14 protein-coding genes are annotated in these 15989 nt (G+C 74.1%); 7 read left to right on the forward strand and 7 right to left on the reverse strand.

The annotated features are described in order from the left end of the window. Positions 1-40: 40 nt before the first annotated feature. Positions 41-1243 carry a metalloprotease gene (locus G9H71_RS12185; RefSeq protein WP_166282164.1) on the forward strand — a complete coding sequence of 401 codons (1203 nt, stop codon included), beginning with the start codon at positions 41-43 and terminating at the stop codon, positions 1241-1243. 546 nt (positions 1244-1789) lie between these two features. On the opposite strand, the gene G9H71_RS12190 is transcribed toward G9H71_RS12185, so the two are convergent. Both G9H71_RS12190 and G9H71_RS12195 read right to left on the reverse strand, forming a co-directional pair. Continuing rightward, a complete protein-coding gene (locus G9H71_RS12190; RefSeq protein WP_166282166.1) occupies positions 1790-3433 on the reverse strand; it encodes an amidase in 1644 nt (547 codons plus the stop codon). Next, positions 3433-3738 (reverse strand): hypothetical protein, encoded by a 306-nt coding sequence (locus tag G9H71_RS12195; RefSeq protein WP_166282168.1) that lies wholly within the window; start codon positions 3736-3738, stop codon positions 3433-3435. The genes G9H71_RS12190 and G9H71_RS12195 overlap by 1 nt, the downstream gene beginning before the upstream one ends. Before the next feature lie 299 nt (positions 3739-4037). Here G9H71_RS12195 and G9H71_RS12200 point away from each other — a divergent pair, with 299 nt between their 5' ends. Further along, the gene (locus tag G9H71_RS12200; protein ID WP_166282170.1) at positions 4038-5003 is read left to right on the forward strand and encodes an FKBP-type peptidyl-prolyl cis-trans isomerase; all 966 of its coding nucleotides are present in this window, start codon (positions 4038-4040) and stop codon (positions 5001-5003) included. Positions 5004-5184: 181 nt separating this feature from the next. On the opposite strand, the gene G9H71_RS12205 is transcribed toward G9H71_RS12200, so the two are convergent. Next, positions 5185-6693: an amino acid permease gene (locus tag G9H71_RS12205; protein WP_166282172.1), complete on the reverse strand. Its 1509-nt coding sequence runs from the start codon at positions 6691-6693 to the stop codon at positions 5185-5187. A gap of 146 nt (positions 6694-6839) precedes the next feature. On the opposite strand from G9H71_RS12205, the gene G9H71_RS12210 reads away from it, so the two are divergent. Together G9H71_RS12210 and G9H71_RS12215 are read left to right on the forward strand one after the other, a co-directional pair. Then, a complete protein-coding gene (locus G9H71_RS12210; protein WP_166282174.1) occupies positions 6840-7643 on the forward strand; it encodes a siderophore-interacting protein in 804 nt (267 codons plus the stop codon). A 174-nt stretch (positions 7644-7817) separates the two neighbouring features. Further along, the gene (locus G9H71_RS12215) at positions 7818-8174 is read left to right on the forward strand and encodes an STAS domain-containing protein (protein ID WP_166282176.1); all 357 of its coding nucleotides are present in this window, start codon (positions 7818-7820) and stop codon (positions 8172-8174) included. A gap of 83 nt (positions 8175-8257) precedes the next feature. Here G9H71_RS12215 and G9H71_RS12220 read toward each other — a convergent pair whose 3' ends face one another. Next, entirely contained in the window at positions 8258-8935 is a 678-nt protein-coding gene (locus tag G9H71_RS12220; RefSeq protein WP_166282178.1) for an MOSC domain-containing protein, read from the reverse strand. Positions 8936-9041: 106 nt separating this feature from the next. On the opposite strand from G9H71_RS12220, the gene G9H71_RS25095 reads away from it, so the two are divergent. Continuing rightward, positions 9042-9830 carry a MerR family transcriptional regulator gene (locus G9H71_RS25095; protein ID WP_331272941.1) on the forward strand — a complete coding sequence of 263 codons (789 nt, stop codon included), beginning with the start codon at positions 9042-9044 and terminating at the stop codon, positions 9828-9830. 22 nt (positions 9831-9852) lie between these two features. Here the strand turns inward: G9H71_RS25095 and G9H71_RS12230 are convergent, their stop codons facing one another. Further along, complete coding sequence (locus G9H71_RS12230; RefSeq protein WP_166282180.1) at positions 9853-10989, reverse strand: cysteine--tRNA ligase; 1137 nt, start codon at positions 10987-10989, stop codon at positions 9853-9855. Between the two features lie 331 nt (positions 10990-11320). On the opposite strand from G9H71_RS12230, the gene G9H71_RS12235 reads away from it, so the two are divergent. Beyond that, positions 11321-12307, forward strand: a complete 987-nt coding sequence (locus G9H71_RS12235) for a YihY/virulence factor BrkB family protein (protein WP_166282182.1) — start codon at positions 11321-11323, stop codon at positions 12305-12307. Between the two features lie 67 nt (positions 12308-12374). Here G9H71_RS12235 and G9H71_RS12240 read toward each other — a convergent pair whose 3' ends face one another. Next, the gene (locus tag G9H71_RS12240; RefSeq protein ID WP_166282184.1) at positions 12375-13589 is read right to left on the reverse strand and encodes an ABC transporter permease; all 1215 of its coding nucleotides are present in this window, start codon (positions 13587-13589) and stop codon (positions 12375-12377) included. Further along, positions 13586-14479, reverse strand: a complete 894-nt coding sequence (locus G9H71_RS12245) for an ABC transporter ATP-binding protein (RefSeq protein ID WP_166282186.1) — start codon at positions 14477-14479, stop codon at positions 13586-13588. Before G9H71_RS12245 ends, G9H71_RS12240 begins: the two co-directional genes overlap by 4 nt. Positions 14480-14637: 158 nt before the next feature. Between G9H71_RS12245 and G9H71_RS12250 the strand changes: the two genes are divergently transcribed. Then, positions 14638-15792, forward strand: a complete 1155-nt coding sequence (locus tag G9H71_RS12250; protein ID WP_166282188.1) for a PP2C family protein-serine/threonine phosphatase — start codon at positions 14638-14640, stop codon at positions 15790-15792. The last annotated feature ends 197 nt before the right edge of the window (positions 15793-15989 follow it).

A 15989-nucleotide genomic window follows, 5' to 3' on the forward strand; every position in this document is an offset into this window, starting at 1 on the left:
GTCTCCCGCCCGGTGCGGGGCAGCAGGCACCATGGAGGGGATGAGCGTCTTCGGCTTCCCCCTCCGCGTCAGCCCCTGGATCTTCGTCGTGCTGTTCGCGCTCGGGCAGGGGACCGGTCTCGCCGCCCTGCTCGCCTTCATGATCGGCGGCGTGGCGGCGATCGCAGTGCACGAGCTCGGCCACGCGCTGGCCGCGCGCGGGGCGGGCGCGACCGACGTCCGGATGGAGCTGACGGCGTTCGGCGGCCTCACGACCTTCGCGCCGGCGCCGGAGAGCCGGCTGCAGCGCATCTGGATCGCGGTCGCCGGACCGCTCACCGGCCTGCTCCTCGGCGTGCCGCTGCTCGCGCTGCGCTTCGGGACGGGCATGGACCCGCACTCGACCGCGAGCAGCGTGCTGAACGCGCTGCTCGTCGTCACCATCGGCTGGGCCGTGCTGAACCTCCTGCCGGTGCTGCCGTTCGACGGCGGGCAGGTCCTGGTCTCCTCGCTGCCGGGCGACGAGGAGACGCGCACCCGCGTGGCGGCCGCGCTGTCCGTCGTCATCGCCGGCGCCGCTGCCTTCTTCTTCTGGCAGCGGGACGCGGCGTGGTCCGCCGCGGTCTTCGGGCTGCTCGCCGCGATGAACGTCATCACTCTGGTCACCAGCGGGCGCAACCCGCAGGCGCAGCAGTCCCGGTCGTACGCGGTGCTGCGCGCCGTCCTCGCCGGCAGGCTCGACGCCGCCCGTGCGGCGATGCAGGAGGGCCGGGTCGATCCGGTCGTGGCCGCGCTCGTCGACGTCGCCGAGGGAGGCGGGGTGCCGGCGGCCGCGCAGCTCGAGCGTGTGGCCGGAAGCCGGCCGGACCCGCTGGCGCGGTCCAGCCTGGTCGTGCTGCGCGCGTCGCAGCGGGACTGGGACGGCGTCGGCCGGCTGGGCGCCGAGGGCGGGGTGCCGCCGGACGTCCTCGCCTGGGCGGTGTCGATCGCAGCACGCAGCGGTGCGGCGGCCGCGGGCGCGCGGGCCGGGCAGGCGGCCCTGGCCGGGTCGCCGGGCGCCGTGCTGGCCCACGCCACCGCCCGCGCGTGGGCGGCCGCCGGTGAGCCGAGCCGCGCGTTCGACGCGGTCGTCTACGCCGTCGCGCTGGGCTGGGACGACCTGGCGGCGCTCGACGTCGACCCCGTGCTCGCCCCCGTGCGGGCGCTCGCCCCGTGGCCCGGCTGGCGGCAGGGCGTTGGCGCCGCGGCCGTGCGCCCGGCCTGACCCGGCGTACCCCAAGCACCACGCTCCGCCCCACTGCGAGCCTCCGCCGGCGCGACGCTCCGCGGCTGCGACGCTTCGCCGGCGCGATGCTCCGCGGCTGCGACGCTTCGCCGCTGCGACGTTGCGCCCGGCGCGGCCGCCGCTCGCCGTGGTTGGCAGAATGCCGCATTCAGCCGAACCGGTGCTGCATGAATGTGACATCGTGGCGAACCTATTGGCCGAATGCCGCATTCACGCGAGCCGGGGCCGCACGCATGGCGCATTCACGCGAGCGGGGGTCGTACGGATGGAGCATTCACGCGGGCCGGGCCGGATGAATGCGGCATTCTGCCAAAGCGGCGGCCGGGTGAAGGCCGCGTCGGTACAACGGCCTCGCGGGATGAATGTGCCATTCACCCAGAACAGGGCCGGGTGCCGAGCGCCGGGCGTGACGCCCGGCAACCCCGACCCGCCGGAGCGCCCGCTGGGGCCACGGCCACCCGCTACGCCGAAGGCCCCGCCCCCCGGAAGGGAGGCGAGGCCTTCGTGGTGCTCAGGCGAACCGGCTCACTCGCTGAGCGCCGTCGCCTGCTCCGGGGTCAGGCGCAGCGGCGCGGCGACCGCGGCGCGGGCCACCGGCGAGCTGACCGGGTTGGCCGGGCGGCGCAGGTGGAAGTCGGTCACCTGCTGGTACGCCGCGGCGACCTCGAGGAGCCGGTCCTCGGCGTAGGGGCTGCCGCCGAGGATGCAGCCGCGCGGCGTGGGCAGGCCGTTGCGGTTGACGAAGCCGATCGGGAACGTGATCTCCGGCAGGCCGAGGATGTCGAACGGCACGACGCTCGTCTGCAGCACGACGTCGCACTTGTCGAAGAACGTGTCCATGACGCGCTCGAGCAGCTCGTACTTCGCGCGCTGCCCGGTGATCCACTCGTCGCCGGACAGGAACAGCCCCTGCATCCAGCTGCCGAGCGAGACGCCGAACTGCTTGAGGTCCTTCTTGAGGAACTGCTTGAACGGCTCGGACCGCTCGGGCAGCCGGACGGCGTTGAACGTGTCCGTCAGCAGGCTCCACTCCGCCGGCAGCGGAACCTCGACCAGGTCGACCTTGTGGATCGAGCTGAGCGTGTCGAGGAACTGCCCGCGCAGGGCCGCGTCCGCACCGCTGACGTAGTTCGGGATGACGCCGATCTTCGTCCGCGACCGGATGGCCGGCTTGCCCCCGGTCACGACCGGCGTGGCCGCGCGGATGTAGTCGGGCGGATCGGGCAGCCCCTGCGTACGGAAGTCGTTGGGGTCCTCGCCGGCCATCGCGGTGAGCATGATCGCCGCGTCCTTGGCGTCCCGGGCGAGCGGGCCGGGGTGGTCGCGGGTGTAGGTGAGGGGGACGATGCCGTAGAGCGAGATGCGGCCCATCGTCGGCTTGAGGCCGGTGAGGCCCTGCTGCTGGGACGGCCCGATGATCGAGCCGCCGGTCTGCGTGCCGATCGAGGAGGTCGCGAGCCGGCCGGCCGTCGCAGTGGCCGAGCCGGTCGAGGAGCCGGCCGGGTCGTACGACGGGTCGTTGGGCGTCCACGCGTTGACCGTGGTGACCGTGCCGTTCGGCGTGGTCGCGCGGGTGGTCGCGAGCGGGCCCATCTGCATCTTGCCGAGCACGAGGCCGCCGGCGAGCTTGAGCCGGGCCACGGCCGTGGCGTCGAACGGCGGCACGAAGTCGGCGAAGATGTAGGAGTTCGCCGTGGTCAGCGTGCCCTTGGTGAAGTAGTTGTCCTTGATCGCGAGCGGGATGCCGTAGAGCGGCGTCTTCGCGCTCGCGCCGCCGGTCAGGGCGCGGGCCTCGGCGAGCACATGGTCGGTGCGCAGCGTGTTGAAGGCCTTGTAGACCGACTCGAACGCGTTGATGCGGGCGAGGTAGGCCTCGACCAGCCCGACGGGCGTGAGCTTGCCGTTCTTGATCTGGTACGCCGCCTCGGCGATGGTGAGCTCGGTCGGGTCGGCGAGCGCCTCGGGCCGCGGGGCGACCCACGCGTCGGCGCGGAACGTCGCCAGCGGCGCGGACCTCGGCGTCCGGTACTTCACCGAGGTGGCGGCCTCGGCCGCCGTCGGGCCCCACGCGAGCTGCCCCGCCGACGCCGCGGCGGTCACGGCGAGCGAGCGGGCCAGGAACGTACGCCGGGCGAGGCCCTTGTCGAGGTAGCCGTTCTCGTCGCGCATCAGTCGGTCACCTGTCCGGTCCACGCCTTGAGGATCGAGGGGTATTCGGCCGGGGGAGCGGCCTGCTGGACGACCCGGTCCGAGTCGGCCCCGGTGACGCCGGAGGCAGGCAGCCAGTTGGAGATGGGCGGCACGGTCCCGCGCAGGAAGCTGCGCAGCGAGGAGAGGATCGACGCCTGCGAGGGGGACCCGGTGACCGGGTCGGTCTGGGTGGGGTGCAGCTGCGAGAGGTCGATGCCGATCAGGGCCAGCCGGGCCTTGATCAACGTGTCGAGCTCCGCGTCGGTGGGCGGAACGATTGCCAACGGGGTCGCCTTTCGTCTCAGCCGTGCTTCGCTCGAGAGCGTCGGGGGGCGCGCGGCTCCGGCGGCGGCCCCGAGGGGCCGTCGGCGGTGCCTGCCCCCGCACCGTCGCCCGTCCTGGTTTCGGCAGCGTTCCGCATCCGTGACCAGCTCGTCACGGGGATGGGCAGATGGGGCGACTACGGTTTCTCCGGGACTGCTCAGCTTTGGCGCGTAGGGTGGTGTTGCGGCACCGCGCAGCAGGCCTCTACGGCCCGCTCGCGCCGGCCGCGCTCCCGGTTGTCAACGATCTTGAGGTTGCTGTGCGCCGTCTGGCAGTGCTGCCCGTGCTCGCCCTGTCCGCGTCCCTGCTGCTCGCCGGCTGCGGCGACGACGGCGGCGACAGCCCGGACGCGTCCGCGTCGTCGTCCGCCTCCGCGGCCGAGGGCGGCCTGCCGTCGGTCGAGGGCGCCTACGGAGAGAAGCCGACCCTCACCTTCAACGGGGCGGCCCCCAAGGCCCTGCAGAAGGAGATCCTCGACGAGGGTGACGGCCCGGAGGTGCAGAGCGGGGACCTGCTCGTCGCCGACTACCTGGGTCAGATCTGGGGCGGCAAGGTCTTCGACAACTCCTACGACCGCGGCCAGGTGGCTGCGTTCCCGATCGGCGTCGGCCAGGTCGTCACCGGCTGGGACGAGACGCTCGTGGGGGTCAAGGCCGGCAGCCGCGTCCTCATGAGCCTCCCGCCGGACAAGGGCTACGGCGCGCAGGGCAACGAGCAGGCCGGGATCAAGGGCACCGACACGCTCGTGTTCGTCGTCGACGTCGTGGGGTCCTACTCCAAGACGGCGGGCGCCCAGAAGGACGCGACCGCCGGTGACGAGCCGTCGAACGGCATCACCGTCGGCGGCGAGCTCGGCGCAGCGCCGAAGGTCACCGTGCCCAAGGGCTACAAGTCGCCGGCCAAGGAGTCGACGGCCGTGCTCGCGAAGGGCACCGGCGAGGCCGTGAAGTCCGGCCAGGTCATCGCCCAGTACGTCGCAGTGGACGCCACCGGCAAGTCGCTCGGCTCGACGTGGGAGGCCACTCCGCAGGCCATCCCGGTCGCGGTCGAGGGCCAGCCCGGCCCGTTCGACGAGCTCGTCGGGGTGCCGGTCGGCAGCCGCGTCCTGCTCCAGATCCCCGAGACCAAGGCGAACCAGTCGACCGGCCAGCAGGCCTCGCCCGGCGTCGTCGCGGTGGTCGACGTCGTCGCGCAGGCGCCGACCGCCAAGGACGCCGCCAAGTAGCTCCTGCCGGTGGGGCTTCCTCGCCCCGCCCGGAACGACCCACGGGCTCCGTCAGCCGCCACTTCCCGGTGGTGTGCTGGCGGAGCCCGACGTCGTTGCGCGTTACGCGAAGCCGCCAGCCGGCCCGTACGAGAGCGTCAGCCGGGCCCGCGCGACCCGTCAGCCGGCCCAGCGCGACCCGTCAAACGCCCCGCGCAAGCCGGGCCTGCCGGCGCCCGTACGCCAGGTAGACCACGAGCCCGAGGGCGAGCCACGCGAGGAACCGCAGCCACGTCTCCACCGAGAGGTTGGCCATGAGGTAGAGGCAGGCGAAAGCCGACAGCACGGGCAGCACCGGCGAGAGCGGCACCCGGAACGGCCGCTCGAGGTCGCGCCGGGTCACCCGCAGCACGGGCACGGCGATCGAGACGAGCACGAAAGCGAAGAGCGTCCCGATGCTGACCAGGTCGGCGAGCGTCTCGAGCGGCACCAGCCCGGCCAGCAGCGCGACGGCCACGGTCACCACGACCGTGATCCGGTACGGCGTGCCGAAGCGCGGATGCACGGCGGCGACGGCGCGCGGGAGCAGCCCGTCCCGGCTCATCGCGAACGTGATCCGCCCCATCGCGGTGATGTCGACCAGGATGACCGTCGTCAGCCCGGCGACCGCGGCGACCGACACCAGGTCCGAGGCCCAGCCGAGGCCGACGGCGTCGAAGGCGGAGGCGATGGGGGCGCCGGTGTCGATCTCCCGGTAGTCCACCATGCCGGTGATCACGAACGACACCGCGACGTAGAGCAGGGCGCAGACGCCGAGCGTGCCGAAGAGGCCGAGCGGCAGGTCGCGCTGCGGCCGCCGTGTCTCCTCGCCGAGGTTCGCGACCGCCTCGAAGCCGGTGAACGCGAAGAACACGACGGCCATCGCCGCGAGCACGCCGCCGATGCCGTAGACCGAGGGCTCGAGCCCGAACAGCGTCTGCACGAGCGGCCGGGCCAGTCCGGACTCGTCGTCGGACGGGGGCTGCGACGGGGGCACGAAGGGCGTGAGGTTTGCCTTGGTGACGTAGAACGCGCCGGCGATGACGACGAAGACGCAGATCGCGACCTTGACCACGACGAGCGTGTTGGTCACGCGGGCGGACTCGCGGATGCCGAGGTACGCCACCGCGCCGAGGACGAGCGTGATCGCCACGGCACCGACGTTCACGGGTGCCTCTTCGGTGAAGAGGCCGGTGGGAAGGTCGAGCAGCCGGGCGAGGTAGTCCGACCAGCCGCGCGCGACCGTCGCGGCCCCGAGCGCGAACTCCAGGACGAGGTCCCAGCCCACGATCCACGCGAAGATCTCGCCCATGGTCGCGTAGGAGTACGTGTAGGCGCTTCCGGCCGTCGGGACGCTGGAGGAGAGCTCGGCGTAGCAGAGCGCGGCCAGCATGCTCACCACCCCGGCGAGCGCGAACGAGATCGTGATGGCGGGGCCGGCGTTCTCCCGGGCCTGGACCCCGGTCAGCGTGAAGATGCCGGTCCCGATCACGATCCCGATGCCGAACCCCATGAGGTCCCACGGCCCGAGGCTCTTGCGCAGCCGGCCGCGCGACTGCTCGTCACCTTCGCCGGCTGTCTGCGCGAGCACGTCCTCGATCGGCTTGGTACGCAGCACCGAGCCCGCCCGGCCGCCGCGCCGCGACCGCCCCCGCCCGTCCGTGACCGCCATGCACGCCTCCGCTCTCGACGCTCGCCGACCGCCGGTCTGCCCACGCCGGCGCCGGCTATCCGCCGCGCAGGGCGCCACCTGCGCGGGACGGGAGGACGTACGCTCTAGGTAAGGCTTGCCTAACCAGGCGGCAGTGGGAGGCGGACATGACGCTGGCGGATGAGCGGGTACGACGGGTCGGCCCGATGCCGGTGCAGGTCCGCCTGCTCGAGGTGCTGCGCACCGAGCGGGTGACGCCGGGCGTCGTCCGCGTCACGCTCGGCGGGCCGCAGCTCGAGGGCTTCCGCTCCTCCGCCCCCGACGACCACGTCAAGCTCTTCTTCCCGGTCGACGGCCGCCCCCTCGTCCTGCCGCTGCCGGGCCCGAACGGCGTCGTCTGGCCCGAAGGCGTCGAGCGCCCGCCGGCCCGCGACTACACGCCGCGCCGCCACGACCCCGTGGCGGGCGAGCTCGACATCGACGTCGTCCTGCACGGCGACGGCCCGGCCGCCACCTGGGCCGCGTCCGCGCGACCGGGCGACCGGGTGGGGCTCGGCGGCCCGCGTGGCTCGCTGCTCGTCTCCCGGAGCTTCGAATGGTACCTCCTCGTCGGCGACGAGAGCGCGCTGCCGGCGATCGGCCGCCGGATCGCGGAGGCCGGGCCGGACGAGCGCATCGTCGCCGTGGTCGAGGTCGCCGGCCCGGAGGAGGAGCAGCCGCTGCCGGTGGGGCCCGTGGTGTCGTTGACCTGGGTGCACCGGAGCGGGGCGGAGCCGGGCGCCGGGACCGGGCTGCTGGACGCCGTCCGTGCCCTCGCCCTGCCGCCCGGGGACTTCTTCGCGTACGTCGCCGGCGAGGCGGGGACCGTGCGTGCGGTCCGGGAGCACCTGCTGGCCGAGCGGGGCGCGCGCAAGGAGTGGATGCGGGCGACCGGCTACTGGAAGCGCGGCGTCGCGAACCACCACGACTGACCGACCGGCTCGCGGCCCCCGCGACGGCGCGCAGCAGGCCCGGCGGCCGACGAGCAGGCGGCGAAGGCCACGCGGATGACCCTTTCGCGCAGGCCAGCTACGCTCACGCCAGCGGCGCAAAGAGGCGCATTCGTCGCATCCATGCTGCGCAACGGCCGCTGAGGGGGCACCGCGATGAGCCTGACGTTGTCCTCACGCCGGACCGGCGGCGCCACCGTCGTGAAGCTCGCCGGTGAGCTCGACGCCGCGTCCGCCGTGCAGCTGCGGATGTTCGTGCTCGACCAGATCGCCAAGCGCCACCACGTGGTGGTCCTCGACCTCGCCGACGTGTCGTTCGTCGACTCGGCCGGGTGCCGGGCACTGGTCGACGCGCGTCAGCGGCTCTGCGAGCGGACGGGCCAGTTGCGGCTGGCGCGGCCGACGCGGGACGTCAGCCGGATGCTGCGCACCACCGGGCTCGGCCGCGTGCTGCCGGCGCACGCCACGATCGCTGCCGCGCTCCGGGCGGGAACCCCCGACGCCGGCTCGTGACGACGGCCCGGTGCCGGTGCGAGTCGAAGACCGCACACGCACCTGGGCGGCGAACTCGAACCGTTCGGCGCCGGTCCAGCTGATCACGGCAGCAGCGTGGGACCCGGCCCCGACGGGGTCGTCGGCGCGAGCCGGCGGAGCACGAGGCCGCGGGTCTGCGTGGGCAGCTCCGGAGCGTCCAGCAGGCGCGGCAGCAGCGCCGGCTCGGTCAGCAGCGCGCGGAAGGCCACCTGCATCGTGACCCCGTGCCCGGGGCGGTGCTCGACCCGCAGCCCGTCGCCGCGGCGCACCTCGCCGGGCTCGAGCACGCGCAGGTACGCCCCCGGGACTGCTGCGGCCGTGAAGGTGCGCATCCACCCGCGCTCGCCCAGCCAGCCCGCGAACGTACGGCACGGCACACGCGGCTGCGTCACCTGCAGCAGCAGGCTCGGGCCGACCCGCCAGAGCTCGCCGACCTCGGCGCCAGTCACGTCGACGCCCTCGGTGGTGAGGTTCTCGCCGAACCCGCCCGACGTCAGCGCCCGGCCCAGCTGCCGCTCCCAGGTGTCGAGGTCCTCGCGGGCGTAGGCGTAGACGGCCTGGTCGGGGCCGCCGTGGTGCCTGGCGTCGCAGACCGCGTCCTCGGCCAGGCCGCCGCCCTTCCCCGCGGGCGCGGACACGTGCACGGGGCCGTCGACGGGCCGCTTGTCGATCCCGGACATCCGGCCCCGGGCGCCGACCGGGCGGGGCCGGCCGACGTTGACCGAGGTGACGCGTCCCATGCCCGGAACTCTAGGGCGCTCGCCTTGACCCTTCCGCGGCGTCAGGGCCTAGCGTCGCCGGCGAGCAGGGCACGGTGACGAGGGCGGGACGACGCGGAGGTGGACGGTGGGCGAGGAGCCCGTGGGCCTCTCGGTCGGCGAGGCCGCCCGCCTCGCGGGCGTCACGGTCCGGACGCTGCACCACTACGACGCGGTCGGGCTGCTGCGCCCGAGCGGGCGCAGCGCCGCGGGCTACCGGGTCTACGACCAGGACGACGTGGCCCGTCTGCAGGGCGTCCTCGCCTATCGCGCGCTCGGCGTGCCGCTGCGCGAGATCCCGGCGCTGCTCGACGAGCCGGGCGGACGCCTGGGGGTGCTGCGCCGCCAGCACCGGCTCCTCCTGGGGCGCATCGAGGCGCTCCGGGCCGTCACACGGACGATCGAACGGACGATGGAGGCACATCAGATGGGGATCCGGCTGGGCCCGCACGAGCTGCTCGAGGTCTTCGGCGACGACGACCCGACCCGGCACGCGCAGGAGGCGGAGGAGCGCTGGGGCGAGACCGACGCGTACCAGGAGTCGCAGCGCCGCACGTCGGCGTACACCAAGGACGACTGGCTGCGGATGAAGGAGGAGGCGGCGGCGGTCGAGCAGGCCTACGTCGACGCCCTCGCCGCGGGGCTGCCCGCGGACAGCACGGTGGCGATGGACGCGGCCGAGGCGCACCGCAGCCACATCTCCCGGTGGTTCTACGACTGCAGCCCCGACATGCACTGCGCGTTGGGTGAGATGTACATCAGTGATCCCAGGTTCACCGAACACTACGACAGCATCAGGCCCGGGCTCGCGGAGTACGTGCACGCCGCCGTCGCGGCCAACGCCCGGCGTGCTGAGGGACCGGCCGCGAAGAGCTGACGACGCCGGGCCCGTGCGCAGGTCAGTGCAGCTGGCACACGTCGATGACCCGGCGGGCCGCCGCGCCACCCGCCTCCACCGCGGTGTCGATGGCGCGCTCGACGTCGAGGTCGTCGAGCAGGGCGGCATCGACCTCCTGCACCGCCGTCATCGAGCCGCCCGGGTGGCTGGCCGCGGCGTACAACGCCTCGACGCGCTCCGCGGCCCCCTGCAGGGCGGCGGGCTCGTACTCCCACGGCTGCCGCCACGGACGGTCGAGGCAGAGCAGCCGGATCGCCGCGGGGGAGGCGGACTCGAGCAGGTCCTCGACGAGGACGAGGTTGCCGGTCGACTTGGCCATCTTGGCGCCGGCGTAGGACACGACGCCCGGCCGCAGCCAGGCCCGGGAGAAGGGCGCGACTCCGGTGGCCGCCTCGCCGAGCAGGGCCTCCACGGCGTGGTGCGGGAAGCGCAGGTCCGCGCCGCCGGCGTGCAGGTCCACCCCGGAGCCGTACGACGACAGCACCATCGCGGTGCACTGCGCGTGCCAGCCCGGCCGGCCAGGGCCCCAGCGGCTCGGCCAGCTGACGTCGGCGTCGTCGGTCGCGCCCTTCCACACCACGACGTCGAGCGGGGACTCCTTGGCGGGGTCGTCGGGCTCGTCGCCGTACTCGGCCGCGAGCCGAAGCGCCTCGTCCGGGTCGACCCCGGCGCGCGCGGCCGCCGCGGTGGCCCGGGCGTAGACCGTGCCGTTGCGCTCGTAGGCGGCGCCGCGCAGCAGCAGCGCCTGCACGAGCTGGATCACCTGCGCGACGGCCTGCCGGGCCGTCGGCTCGCGGTCGGGCAGGCGGACGCGCAGCGCCTCCATCGTGCGGTCGAACGCGAAGCGCTGCCGGGTCGCCAGCTGGTCGTACGGCTCGTGCCGGCGCCGGGCCTCGGCGAGCAGCGACTCGTCGACGTCGGTGACGTTGCGGGTCAGCTCGACCGCCGAGCCGGTCGCGCGCAGGACCCGGGCGGCGAGGTCGGACCAGAGGAACGTCGAGGCGTGGCCCAGGTGGGTCACGGCGTAGGGCGTGATCCCGCAGACGTAGACCCGGACGCGGCCGACGGTGGGCAGCGGCTCGCCGCCGAGGCGGAGCGGGGGCGGGGGGAAGTCGGTCAGCCGGGTCACGTCACGCATCGTGCCATCTCCGCCCGCCCCGCCGGGCGGGTGCCGCGGCCGGTGCCCGTCCCCGCCGGGGCGACCGGGCCGGCGGTAGCGGAGGGTGACGCCAAACAAACGGTTGTGTCGCGTTTGTGCGGGGCCCCGCTCCGGGTAGCCGCATTGTCTAGAGCGGGAGCACCGGATGCGCCCCACGCCCCGGTGCTCCCGGCTCAGCTAGCTCCCACCGCGCCCCGTCCGGGGCGGGCCCGCACGGCGCCGAGACCAGCGCGCCGGCGACGGAGACGTCGCCGGGAACCGTCGAGCCGGAGCTTCCTCGCCGGCCACCACGAGAGACAGGGAAGCGGCCATGGCTCAGCAGACGACGCACCGGGACCGGCTCGAGGTCCACCACGACCCTGGGCAGCCCGGGCAGGACGCCGAGAAGCCCACCGAGATCCCCGCCGCCGGCTGGAAGCAGATCGTCAAGCGCGCCTGGGCGGAGACCAAGGAGGACAACGTCTCGCTCATGGCGGCGGGCGTCGCGTTCTACGCCTTCCTGGCGATCTTCCCGGCCGCGATCGCGGCGGTCACGATCTACGGCCTCGTCGCGGACCCGCAGCAGGTGACCCAGCAGGTCAACGACCTCTCCAGCGGGATGCCCGAGGAGACCAAGACCCTGCTGACCAATCAGATGACGAGCATCGCCAACGGCAGCAGCGGCGCCCTCTCCATCGGCCTCGTCATCAGCGTGCTGGCCGCCCTGTGGTCGGCCAGCGGCGGCATGGGCAACCTGATCAAGGCGATCAACATCGCGTACGACGAGAAGGAGACCCGCGGCTTCGTCAAGCAGAAGGCGCTGGCCCTCGCCCTGACCCTCGGCGCGATCCTCTTCATCGTCGTCGCGGTGGCGCTCATCGCCGTCGCCCCCGCCGTGCTCGACTCGCTCGGCCTCGGTTCGATCGCCACCGTTGCGATCCAGGTCGGACGGTGGGTCGGCCTCGTCGTCGCCGTCATGATCGCCCTGGCGGTCTGCTACCGGTACGCCCCGGACCGCGACAACCCGAAGTTCTCGTGGGCGAGCCTCGGCGCCGTCGTCGCGGGCGTGCTGTGGATCGTGGGCTCGGTCGCGTTCTCGCTCTACGTCAGCAACTTCGGCAGCTACGGCAAGACGTACGGCGCGCTCGCCGGCGTCGTCATCCTGCTGCTCTGGCTCATGCTGACCTCGTTCATCGTGCTTTTCGGCGCGGAGATCAACGCCGAGACCGAGCGCCAGACCGCGAAGGACACCACGCAGGGCCCGGAGAAGCCGATGGGCGAGCGGCGCGCGCAGGCCGCCGACACCGTCGCCCGCTGAGACCCCCTGCTCGTACGCAGCGGCCGGCGCCCGACGGCGCCGGCCGCTGCTGCGTCCCCCCGGTCGCTCAGCGGTGCCGGCCCCGCCACGCCTCGCGCCAGGACAGCGCGGCGCCCGTCCGCAGCACCGCCCCCTCGTAGAGCCGCGCGGCGAAGGTCGCGAGCGCCACGATGGCCCCCACCATGAGCGCCACCGCGAGCACGATCTCCCACGCGGCCACGTCCCCGGCCGCCGTGCGCGGCGGGTTCACCAGGACCGAGAACGGCGGCACGATCGCCAGCACCCGGGCCAGCGGCTCGTCCGGGCTGCTGCTGGCCCAGATCGCGGCGAAGAAGCTGCCGAGGATGACGAGCGTCATCGGCGTCGTGACGTTCTGCAGGTCCTCCTGCCGGCTGACCCGCGCGGCCGCGGCGGCGAAGGCGGTGGCGTAGAACGCGTACCCCAGCAGGAACCAGCCGAGCACGAGCGCGAGCGGGGTGACGACCTCCGAGCCGAGATCGACGGCCCCGGTCGCGACGGCGACCGTCACCCCGACGACGGCCAGGGCGAGCAGCTGGGCGAGCCCGAGCAGGCCGATGCCGAGGATCTTCCCGGTGAGCAGGGCGCGCGGGGACACGGTGGCGAGGAGCACCTCCACGACGCGGCTGGACTTCTCCTCCACGACTCCGAGCGCGACCCAGAAGCCGTAGCCGAACACCTGCCCGTAGAGCAGCAGCGTGCCGACGAAGGCGATGCCCTGGCGCCGGTCGGCGTCCTCGTCGGGCGGGTCCAGGGCCTCGATCTGCAGGGGCTCGACGTCGAGCGCGGCGCGCACCTGCGCGGGGTCGAGCCCGCGCTCGCGCAGGCGCTCCTCCCCGACCAGCGCCGCGGACGCCTGCTCGAGCACGGCGCGCAGGGTCCCCTCCAGCTCCTCCTTGACGACCGCCGAGCCGGGCGCGAGCAGGGCCGCGTCGAGGTCGCCGTCGCGGACGAGCGTCCGGGCCTCGTCCGGGCTGACGTCCCGCACGTCGATCTCGACGTCGAGCGCCTCGGCCTGGGCCTGCAGGCCGGGGGCGGCCGCGGTCGCCGCGCCGGACAGGCCCACGTCGTAGCTGTCGTCGTCGCCTCCCGCGAGCTGGGAGATCACGGTGACGGCGAGCAGGATCAGCAGGGTCACCGCTGTCGAGACCAGGAACGAGCGGTCGCGCCCGCGCTCGACGAACTCACGGCGCGCCACGAGCCGGACGGCGGCGCCCGACGACAGCTCGGGGGCCTGCGGACGGGTCGGAGCCGGGGCGCTCATGCCGCCACCGCCTCGCGGAAGAGGTCGACCAGGCTGCGGGCGACCGGACGGAACTCCCGCACCCGGCCCGCACGCCGTGCCGCGTCGAGCACGGCCTGGTCGTCGACGTCGGGGGCCAGCTCGAGCACGACGGCGCCGTCGGGAGCCGCGCCGGTCGCGACGCGTACGCCGGGGAGCCCGTCGGCCCACCCCGCGGGCGCGTCCACGGCCACCCGGAGCCGGCGCACCCCGCCGCGCGAGCGCAGCTCGTCCACGCCGCCCGCGGCCACCATGCGACCGTCCTTGATGATGCCGACGCTGTCGCACAGCCGCTCGACCAGCTCGAGCTGGTGGCTGGAGAAGACCACCGGTACGCCCGTGTCGACGCGGGCGCGCAGGGCGGCCGCCAGCACGTCCACGCCGACGGGGTCGAGCCCGCTGAACGGCTCGTCGAGGACGAGCAGGTCCGGCTCGTGCACGAGCGCCGCGGCCAGCTGGACCCGCTGCTGGTTGCCCAGCGACAGTGCCTCTACCTTGTCCGCGCCGCGGTCCGCGATGCCGAGCTGCTCCAGCAGCGCGTCGGTGGACGCCTCGGCGCGGTCGGCCGGCAGCCCGTGCAGCCGGGCGAGGTAGACCAGCTGGTCGCGGACGCGCATCTTCGGATAGAGCCCGCGCTCCTCGGGCATGTAGCCCGTGCGCCGGCGCGCGGCGGCGTCCATCGGGCGCCCCTGCCACCGCACCTCGCCGGCGTCGGCCGCGAGCACGCCCAGCACGATCCGCATCGTGGTGGTCTTGCCCGCGCCGTTCTGCCCGACGAAGCCGAACACCTCTCCCGGCCGGACGGCGAACGACAGCCCGTCCAGCGCCGTCTTGTCTCCATAGCGTTTGCGTAGCTCGAGGATCTCCAGCATGCGCCCACCCTGCCCGTCGGCAGGGCCGGAGCGCCAACCAGCCCTCCCGCTCGCGATGGTCTTCGCCGGCAGTGACGGGCTGTGACCCCGCATAATGGGAGCGTCGTCCCTCGGCCCCGGAGGCACCGCTGGAACTCGCCCGACGAGCGGCAAGGGTGATGACCGGCCGCGCTCCCGGGCATCACGTCGCCGCGCCGCCGCGCCGCCGGCTGCTGGGGATCGCCGCCGGGCTCGCGGCCATCGTGACCGTCATCGCGGCCGACGTCCTGCAGGGGACGGGGCTGCAGTACCTCGGCGTCCTCACCGTCGCGCCGTTCGTCACCGCGATCTTCGCGGCGCCGGTCGACGTCCTGGCCGTCGGGATCGTGACGATGGGCTCGAGCCAGCTGTTCTACGAGGTCGCGCGGACCGTCAGCAGCACCGGGCAGGCGGGCCGGCTCGGCTTCGCCGTCGCGGGCACGTTCACCGCGGTCCTGGCCGCCACCGTGCGCCAGCGCGGCGACCGGCAGTTGCGCGAGATCACCGACATCGCCGAGGCGGCCCAGGCCGCGATCCTGCGCCCGCCCCCCGAGCGCTCCGGCGCGCTCCGGTTCGCCGCGCGCTACCGCTCCGCGACCGCGTCCGCGCGCGTGGGCGGGGACTTCTACGACGTGCAGGCCACGCCGTACGGCGTGCGGGTCATCGTGGGGGACGTCCGCGGCAAGGGGCTCGACGCCGTACGCCTCGCCAGCGCGGTGCTCGGGAGCTTCCGCGAGGCCGTGTTCACCGCCGGCCCGGACCTCGCCGCCGTCGCTCGCACCGTCAGTGACAGCACCGCACGGTCCATGGCGATCGAGGACTTCGTCACGGCGGTCCTGCTGGAGCTCGACGGTGAAGGGCGTGGGCGCATCGTGAACTGCGGCCACCCGGCCCCGCTGCGGCTGGCGCCCGACGGCGAGGTGAGCGCAGTCGAGCCCCGGACGCCGCAGCCGCCCCTGGGCCTGGCCGACGTCCCCGTCGCGGAGGACCTGTCACTGGCCCACGGCGAACGCCTGCTCCTCTTCACCGACGGCATCGTCGAGGCGCGAGACGCCGAGGGCAGGTTCTTCGAGCTCGAGCGGGCGGTGCGCGAGATCGGCGCCTCGGCCTCGCGCGAGGCCGTGCTGGACCTGTTGCTCGACGCGGTCGACGCCCACAGCGGCGGCGCGCGAGGGGACGACACGGCGGTCCTGCTGGTGGAGCGCTGCGCGCCGGGCCACCGGGCTGCCGGCGCGCGTGGTCGTTCGCAGCCGGCTGCCGCCCCGGGCGGCAGGTGGCCGGCGCACGGTCTTTAGGACACGTCCTGGCTTAACACGGCCGACTTCAACGCCACCCTTCGGGCTAATTGACGCCTCCGCAAGCCCGGCTTAGCCTGCGCTGGCGCACCGAGCTCCCGTCGTCCGAACGAGCAGGGACGTGCACGGGCGTTTTCGGACAGGGCCGGGCAGAAAGGACAGCGAGATGCGGAAGCGGCACGGGGAGCTCCCGTCCC

The sequence above is a fragment of the Motilibacter deserti genome, from assembly GCF_011250635.1.
In the GTDB taxonomy this organism is placed as follows: domain Bacteria; phylum Actinomycetota; class Actinomycetes; order Motilibacterales; family Motilibacteraceae; genus Motilibacter_A; species Motilibacter_A deserti.